The organism is bacterium (Candidatus Blackallbacteria) CG13_big_fil_rev_8_21_14_2_50_49_14 (assembly GCA_002783405.1).
Taxonomy (GTDB): Bacteria; Cyanobacteriota; Sericytochromatia; order UBA7694; family UBA7694.
Map to the genome: position 1 here is coordinate 44,249 of PFGG01000016.1, position 8,084 is coordinate 52,332.

At 52.0% G+C, this 8,084-nt stretch carries 6 protein-coding genes; 5 read left to right on the top strand and 1 reads right to left on the bottom strand.

Features of this window, described 5'->3' with window-relative positions; all coding sequences use genetic code 11:
* Nucleotides 1-77: 77 nt before the first annotated feature.
* From COW20_03905 to COW20_03925, 5 genes are read left to right on the top strand one after another with little or no spacing between them, the layout of a single operon-like run.
* Nucleotides 78-1,424, top strand: coding sequence for a hypothetical protein (locus tag COW20_03905; protein PIW50091.1), 1,347 nt, complete (start codon nt 78-80; stop codon nt 1,422-1,424).
* Entirely contained in the window at nt 1,421-2,926 is a 1,506-nt protein-coding gene (locus COW20_03910; protein ID PIW50092.1) for a hypothetical protein, read from the top strand. Before COW20_03905 ends, COW20_03910 begins: the two co-directional genes overlap by 4 nt.
* Nucleotides 2,927-2,930: 4 nt before the next feature.
* Nucleotides 2,931-4,010, top strand: coding sequence for an ATPase (locus COW20_03915; GenBank protein ID PIW50093.1), 1,080 nt, complete (start codon nt 2,931-2,933; stop codon nt 4,008-4,010).
* Entirely contained in the window at nt 4,010-6,172 is a 2,163-nt protein-coding gene (locus COW20_03920; protein ID PIW50094.1) for a hypothetical protein, read from the top strand. The genes COW20_03915 and COW20_03920 overlap by 1 nt, the downstream gene beginning before the upstream one ends.
* On the top strand, nt 6,169-7,332 hold the full coding sequence (locus COW20_03925; GenBank protein PIW50095.1) for a hypothetical protein: 1,164 nt from the start codon (nt 6,169-6,171) through the stop codon (nt 7,330-7,332). The genes COW20_03920 and COW20_03925 overlap by 4 nt, the downstream gene beginning before the upstream one ends.
* A 62-nt stretch (nt 7,333-7,394) precedes the next feature.
* Here the strand turns inward: COW20_03925 and COW20_03930 are convergent.
* On the bottom strand, nt 7,395-8,084 hold a 690-nt coding region (locus COW20_03930; protein PIW50096.1), incomplete at its 5' end, for a heme biosynthesis protein.

An 8,084-nucleotide genomic window follows, 5' to 3' on the forward strand; every position in this document is an offset into this window, starting at 1 on the left:
GCTCAAGCAAATGACAAATCGAACGAAAACCTCTAAAATAGAGCCTGTAAAATCTCAATTTTGTGAGAAAAGAGTAGATGACGCTTATTGACTGGAATGAAGACAGGGTTCTGGCCTTGGCACCAGACGCGGCTTCAGTATCTGCAGGAAAAAAACTGACGCAACCCATGCGTTGGCCTTTGTTGGGCCAAAATGAAGACCAATTGTGGGGAGAATGTCAGGGCAGTGGCTCAAAGCCTTACCGCGTAATGGTAGATATGGGGGGGCCTGCGTATAAATGTTCATGCCCCAGCCGCAAATTTCCCTGCAAACACAGTCTGGCATTGATCCTCTTGGCACTGCAAACACCCTCTGTAATCACTGAACAGGACGTGCCCGACTGGATGCAGGACTGGCTCAACCAGAGAAGCAGTCGCAATGAAGCCCAGGCCCGAAAAAAAGACGAGCCACCCAGCGAAAAATCTTTGCAAAAGCGCGAGAAAACAGCCCTTCAACGCAGACAACGTGCAGAAGAAGGCTTGAACTTTCTCGAAACCTGGCTTCTGGATCAATTGCGAAGGGGCTTGGCCAGTCTGCGCCATGAACCCTATCGTTATTTTGATCAAATCGCAGCTCGGCTGGTGGATGCACAAATGCCAGGGCTGGCGCGCCGTGTCGCCAAACTGGCAGAGTTTCCTGCCAGCTCACCGGATTGGGGCGAGAATTTACTCACTGAAATGGGCTTGCTTTTTCTTCTGATTCGGGGAATGCGTCAAGAAAACCTGCCCCCTGCATTGCAGGCTGAACTGGAAACCCAAATCGGGTGGATGCAGAACCAGGAAGAATTACAAAGCCTGCCTGGAAGACACGATCATTGGCAGGTGGGGGGAGTCAGTTATTTTCAAGAGGGGGCCATGAAAGCGCGTCGACTTTGGCTTTTCGGCGAAAACACCGGCCAGTCAGGCTATCTGCTGGATTTTGCGCATGGCACCCAACCCTTTAAAACAGCCTATTTCCCTACTCAGACTTTGATAGGAGAAACAGTGCCCTTTCCAGGCCTCCCCCCCCATCGCCTTTTAGTTAAAGCTGGAGCAGAAGTCAAAATGCAGTCTGCACTGCCCAAAGTAAATTTTCAGAGTTTAAAAGAACTCCAAATCGCCCGCCAATTACAATTTCAAGCACAGCCCTGGAAACCCCTTGGCGCTGGTTGGCTGGCTTCAGCACGCCTGCGTCCCGACGGCGAGGACTGGCTCTTGGAAGATTCACAGGGACATTTTCTGCCTCTAGCAAAGGCCTTTCGCGGAGGCTGGGAGGCCTTGGCCCTGGGGGGAGGAGCGTTTTTTCCCTGCTGCGTAGAGTGGGAAGGTCAGGAGCTTCGTCCCCTGATGTACTCAACACCCGATGAAAGCGCGAGTTTTCCCTTTGAAAGGACACGCACCTCATGAGTGTTTGGGAAAAAGGCCTCAAACAGGCCTTGCTGGGAACAACAAAGACTGAGCCCCTGGAAGTGCCACATGGGAAGCTCGGCGAATTTCTCGAAACGTTTCAGGGCAAGAATGAAGAAAAACTGCTGCTAGGGATGAGCTTGGCCGGACTGGCCACACGCAACCAAATTCAGATTGAAACGGGTTTGCCTGCTTTAGAAATTGCGCCTGAGGATCCACGCCCGCTCTGCACAAAAAAACAAATTGAAGCATTTTCAAGAATTCACAATGATCCCTGGTTGCGCCCCCTGCTTCCCCTTTGGCTGAAACAAATCTCGGTTTCAGGTCTGCGTTTACCAACTAAAACATTGATTGAAGTTCTCAACCTGGGCATGCAAAACCCAGACCTGCGTCAGCAAATTTATTCGGTAATCAGCTCCAAAGGATTTTGGCTGGCCGCTCAAAATCCGGCCTGGAAATATGTCTGGAATCCTGCTCTGGCAGCCACAGAAATTTGGCCTGAAGCCAGTTCAAGACAGCGCATCGAAGTTCTGAAGTTTCATGAAGCGCCTCTTTGTAAAGAGCGCTTTGCGCTGCTGAAAAAGTCCTGGCCAACAGAAAAAAGCAGCGATCGCGCAGCACAGCTCGAGGCACTTCATCTCTTCCCAAATCAGGCATTAGAAAGCTGGCTGGAAACAGCCCTCGATGATCGCAGCCTGGAAGTTCGTCGCAGCGCACAAAAGCGTTTAGCCCAATGCAAGGGCTCTGCCTATCGCCACCGCATGACAGAACGCGCAAAAGCCTTTATCAGCTTGAAAAAAGCTGATGAAATCAGCATCCAACTTCCTCGGGCAGAAGATTTGAGACAGGACTGGGAACGTGATGGCTTAATACTACCCGAAAAAGTAACTCCCCATGCCCGCGCCCAAATTTTAGCAGATTTGCTCTCTGTCTGTCCCCCACAGACCTGGAGCCAAAACTGGCAGATAGAACTGCATGAAGTCTACTCTCTGTTTGCTCAAGCTGCCTGGCAGGATCTCACCCTGCCTGCCTTTTGGAAAGGCCTGCTGGCCAGCCAGGATCAGGCGGCGATAGAAGCGCTGCTTTTTCCAATCGAAAGGGCAGAGACCTTCTTAGAAACAGCCCCGCTTGCCGAATTGCTCAGTAGTTTGCCAATTGCGCGTCGTGAGTTCTGGCTCGAGTTGGCATTCAAAGATTTGCAAGGAACTTTGCGCAAACGGCTCAGACAGGAAGCCCTCTGGTCTTTCGAATGGGGAGCCCACCTAAGCGAGATGATCTTGGAATCGCTTTTGCAAGTTTTTCTTGAAAGTGGCCCCCTGCAAGAAAATTTAACAAGTCAACTGGCCCCCCTGCTTTTGCGCTGGGGACATTTCCCCAGTTTACAGGCCTTCTGGCCCAAATTCTCCCCACTCCAACTCTCGCTTCAAGAGCGGGAAGGGGCAATCTATCTGCGCGGTTTTCTCAATCTACTCAAATTCCGTATTGAAACGCTGGAGGCCTAAACCCATGACCCTACTTCTCAGACAACACGCCGAACAAGAATACGCCCACGAACTCGAGGCCCTGAAGACTCTGGACACAGGGAAACGCCCCCCGGGTTGGCTACTTTCTCCCGCCTCCGTTTTAACCTATCTGCAAGGGGGAAAACTCTCAGATGGCACAGAAATTCAAGCCAAATATATTGGCCCCAGACGCCTGCTTGAAGTGGCGATTGCCACCCTGGTGACGGATCGCGCTCTGCTTTTAATCGGAGTTCCCGGCACCGGAAAGACCTGGCTTTCAGAGCACCTCAGTGCGGCAATCTGTGGTCATTCAGGTCTGGTGGTACAGGGAACCTCAGGTACGGGAGAAGAAGCCATTCGCTATGGTTGGAACTATGCCCGTCTGCTGGCAGAAGGCCCCAGTGCCGAGGCCCTGGTTCCCAGCCCCTTGATGCGCGCCATGCGTGAAGGCAGAATTGCGCGGGTCGAAGAACTGACCCGCATCCCTTCAGATGTTCAGGATGCGCTGATCACCCAACTTTCAGAAAAAACCTTGCCGATTCCTGAACTCGACAGCGAAGTACAGGCGCTCAAAGGTTTTAATGTGATCGCCACTGCCAACGATCGCGATCGGGGAGTAAATGAGCTTTCCAGTGCCTTGAGACGTCGCTTCAATACGGTGATTTTGCCTGTACCTGAAAATCTTGAGGCAGAAGTGCAAATTGTTCAGACCCGTGTTGAAAAATTGGGACGCAGTCTTGAAATTCCTGCTGAGAAGCCTGCTCTCGAAGAAATTAGAAAAGTGGTCACTATTTTCAGAGAACTGCGCCAAGGACTGACCGAAGACCGCAAAACCCAGCTCAAATCCCCCTCTGGCACCCTCAGTACTGCTGAAGCCATTTCTGTACTCAATCAGGGGCTTTCTATGGCCGCCTATTTCGGCAATGGCCGTTTGCATGCCGAAGATCTTGCCGCCAGTCTGCTCGGAGCGGTCCTCAAAGACCCTATTCAAGACAGCATTGCCTGGAAAGAATACCTTGAAACGGTGGTGAAAGAACGCGAAAACTGGAAAGACCTCTATTCAGCGCTTCGGGAAATCAGCTGATGAGCGTACATTGTTTCGGGATTCGCCACCATGGCCCAGGATCTGCACGCAGCCTGCGAAAGGCCCTGGCTCACCTGCAACCCGATTTGCTTTTAATTGAAGGCCCTCCTGAAGCAGATGGTCTGATAGATTTGACGGCTCGCGGCATGGTGCCTCCTGTGGCCCTTTTACTCTATGATCCAGCTCATCCCGCTCAAGCTGTCTATTATCCTTTTGCGCGCTTTTCGCCAGAATGGCAGGCACTGCAATATGCGCATGAACAGCAAATACCTGCCCGATTCTGTGATTTGCCTCAGGCCCACTATTGGCAGGAAGGCCCCCCATTTTCGCAGGGGATGGATCCCATTTCACTGATCGCCCAAGCGGCAGGTTATCCCGATGGGGAAAGCTGGTGGGAAGAAACGGTCGAGCAACGTCAAGAACCCGGAGAAATTTTTGAAGCCCTGGCAGAATTAATCCAAGCCTTGCGCGCCGAAATACCAGATCAGGAAAACCCCCTCGAAGCCCGTCGTGAAGCCCAGATGCGTCAGAGCATTCGCAAAGCAGAAAAAGAGGGTTTCACGCGAATAGCAGTGGTTTGTGGGGCCTGGCATGTACCTGCGCTGCTTCAGCGAGGCCCGGCAAAATCCGACCAGGCCTTGCTCAAGGGCTTACCCAAGCACAAGCTGATGGCCACCTGGATACCTTGGACCCACAGCCGACTCTGTTGGCAATCGGGCTATGGCGCAGGAATTGAATCACCGGGTTGGTATGATCATCTCTGGTCTGAACCCGATCAGTGGACCATTCGCTGGTTGGTCAAGGTTGCCCAAGTCTTGCGTCGCAAAGGACAGGACGTCTCAAGCGCCCATTTGATTGAAGCCACCCGCCTGGCAGAAACCCTGGCCAGCCTGAGAGACAAACCCCTGCCAGGGCTTGAAGAATTGAATGAAGCCATTCAAGCGGTGATGACCCAAGGGAGAGAGACCCCGCTGCTCTTGATCCACAATGAATTGGTGGTCGATCAGCGCTTGGGTCAAGTGCCTCCAGAAACGCCCATGCTGCCCCTTGAGCAGGATTTACTGCAGATGCAAAAAAAACTACGTCTCAAACCTGAAGCGGAGCAGCGTCTGCTCGAATTGGATCTGCGCAAACCCCAAGATCAGGAGAAAAGTCGCCTGTTATATGCCTTGAATCTACTCAATCTGCCTTGGGGCCATAAACACAGTGTCCAGCAGAAAGGCAGTACTTTTCATGAAAACTGGACTTTGCAATGGCAACCGGAATTCCAACTTGCTCTGATTGAAGCAGCCCCGTGGGGCAATACGGTCTTTGTCGCTGCAGAAGCCTTCACAATCGCAGAGGCCAGTAAAGCGCAAACCTTGCCAGAACTCACACTTAGATTGGCCGATACGCTCTTGGCAGAATTGCCTAGCGCACTTTCTGCCCTGCTAAGTGCCATTCAGGCCCAAACCACAGCCTGCACAGATCTCAACCCCCTGCTCTCAGCTTTTCCTGAACTGGCGAAAACCTTGCGTTATGGCAATGTGCGTCAAACAGATTGGGGCTTGCTCTTTCCTTTGGTGGAGGGAATTTTAATCAAAATCTGTGCGGGTCTGCCGGCCTTTGCACAGGGGCAAGCAGAAGAAAGCCAACGCGAAATGATCAATCAGATCAGCGCAGTCGATCGGGCCCTTCAAGGTTTAGAACCTTCAGACTGGCAAAATCTCTGGAGAGAGAGCCTTGAAAAACTAAGTTCTCAACCCGAACTTCTGGGGGGGTATGTACACAAGCTTTGTTTTGAGAGTGGGCATTTCAGCCTTGAACGTCTTGAAGAAAGTCTTTCACAAACCCTCTCTCTGGGTAAGGATCCTGCCCAAGCCAGTCTTTGGCTGGAAGGATTTCTACAGGGTTCAGGATTGCTCTTGCTGCATCACCCCAGCCTGCTTCAGACTTTGGATGGTTGGATTTTGACGCTTCAAGAAGCACAATTTATTCAGTTCTTACCTCTGCTGCGACGCAGCTTTAGCCAGTTTCAGCGTTCAGAAAGAGAACAGCTTGCTCGGCAGATAAAAAGTCAAACAGGCGGCCTTCCGATTCAGAACAAACAGTATGAGCCCAGCGAGATAGAGGCCTTTTTTCCAATCTACCGCCAATTGCTGGGCATGGAGATTCCGGTATGAGTTCCCTGCATCAAATCCGATTAGAGCGCTGGCGACTGCTTCTGGGTGCAGCGGCAGAGGATCTTTGCCACTTGAAACCCGAGCAACGCAGACTCGATCTGGCCCTTGCCGAAGTCTATGAAGCCGCTGAAGAAACGACGCGCAGTGGCGGCCTCGGTGCCAGTGCTCCCCGTGTGGCCCGTTGGTTGGGAGATATTCGCAGCTATTTTCCCGCTTCAGTGGTGCGTATTCTACAAGAAGATGCTTTAAAACGCCTGAACCTTCAGGCCATGCTCTTGGAACCTGAAATGCTCCAGGCGGTCGAACCGGATGTCAATCTCGTCGCAGATTTGCTCAGTCTCAACCAGGTCATGCCGGATGCTACCAAAGCGATTGCACGTCAAGTCGTCAGCCAGGTGGTGCGCCAACTGGAACAAAAACTGCGCAACCCCATGCAACAGGCTGTAAGTGGCAGTCTCAACCGCAGCGTGCGCAAGCTTCGCCCCAAATCTGCGGAGATCAATTGGGACGCTACCTTGCGGGCAAATCTCAAACATTATCAGCCCAGCCTTCGCACTGTCATTCCTGAAAAACTAATCGGACACGGTCGCAGACAGCGCTCGCTACGAGATATCGTGCTCTGCATTGATCAAAGCGGCTCAATGGGAACATCCGTCGTCTATTCAGCGATTTTTGGGGCTGTACTTGCAAGCCTCAAAGCAGTGAGAACCCAACTCGTGGTTTTTGATACCGCAGTCGTCGATCTCAGTTCGTATCTTGAAGATCCTGTAGATGTGCTCTTTGGCGTACAATTAGGCGGTGGCACAGATATTCACAAAGCACTCAGTTACTGTCAAACCCTGGTCTCACGCCCCCAAGAAACCGTTTTGATTCTGATCAGCGATCTGTATGAGGGGGGCAACCGTGAGGAAATGCTGAAACGCACAGCTGCCTTGGTCAGCTCAGGGGTTCAGATGATTGCCCTGCTGGCTTTGAATGACGAGGGGGCCCCCGCCTTCGATGCGCGCAATGCCGAAGCCTTGTCCCAAATGGGCATTCCCTGTTTTGCCTGCACGCCGGATCTCTTTCCTGATTTGATGGCGCAGGCCCTCGAAAAGAAAGATCTGCGTCTTTGGGCCGCACAAAACGGCCTGACCCTGCGTGGAGGGCATGAGACGTGAGCGGATTTCAAGCCACTGCCGGGCAGAAGATTTGAAAAGAATTTCCAGTGATTGGGTTTGATTTAAGGACTCGCTGAGTGATACCTCTCAGAAGGATTAAACTCCTCTTCGATCAATTCAAACAGACCATGATCAAAAGGGTTTCCCTGAGCCGGAGCTATTCGAAGCAAACGTTCCCTTCGGCCTTTATTTGCAAGGTTGCGGGCCCTGAAATGGCAATAGGGATTGTTTCCAGGACGTCCTAAAAGCGCGTGTGCAGTAAAATTACACCCCCCCTTGCAGACTTCTGCAAAAGGGCAGGTGGCGCAAAATCCCCAAAGGGGGGAAGGATTTCGGCGAAAGGCCAGAGCAGCTGCTTTTTCCCAAATATCACGCAAAGAGTGATTGCGCAGATTGCCTCCCACATAGGGCAGAGAAGGCAAAGACGGACAGCCTTTCACGTCGCCATTGGATTCAATTCCGAGTACAAATTTTCCTGCCTGACAGCCCTGAAAAAAATCCTGCCCACCTGGCAGGGGAGAGCGCAAAAGGGCTTCTTCGGGCCCAAAATAGCCCAAATTATTTCCGGGCATGATCAGCAGGTTCTCAGTCAAACCCCGTTGTTTCAGGGCTGCTACACGGGGCATAAAATCAAGCAGATCCCAGGGCTGAAAAAGCATTTCAGGTTGATCTGCTGCCCGTCCCAGCGCAGCTGTAATCTGAATCTGCCAACTTCGTACCCCCTGCATTTTCAATAGAGTATAGAGGCCTTC

Bases quoted from the DNA above. Each gene is read 5' to 3' on its own strand.
- COW20_03905 (PIW50091.1), top strand. From the start codon at position 78: ATGACGCTTATTGACTGGAATGAAGACAGGGTTCTGGCCTTGGCACCA.
- COW20_03910 (PIW50092.1), top strand. From the start codon at position 1,421: ATGAGTGTTTGGGAAAAAGGCCTCAAACAGGCCTTGCTGGGAACAACA.
- COW20_03915 (PIW50093.1), top strand. From the start codon at position 2,931: ATGACCCTACTTCTCAGACAACACGCCGAACAAGAATACGCCCACGAA.
- COW20_03920 (PIW50094.1), top strand. From the start codon at position 4,010: ATGAGCGTACATTGTTTCGGGATTCGCCACCATGGCCCAGGATCTGCA.
- COW20_03925 (PIW50095.1), top strand. From the start codon at position 6,169: ATGAGTTCCCTGCATCAAATCCGATTAGAGCGCTGGCGACTGCTTCTG.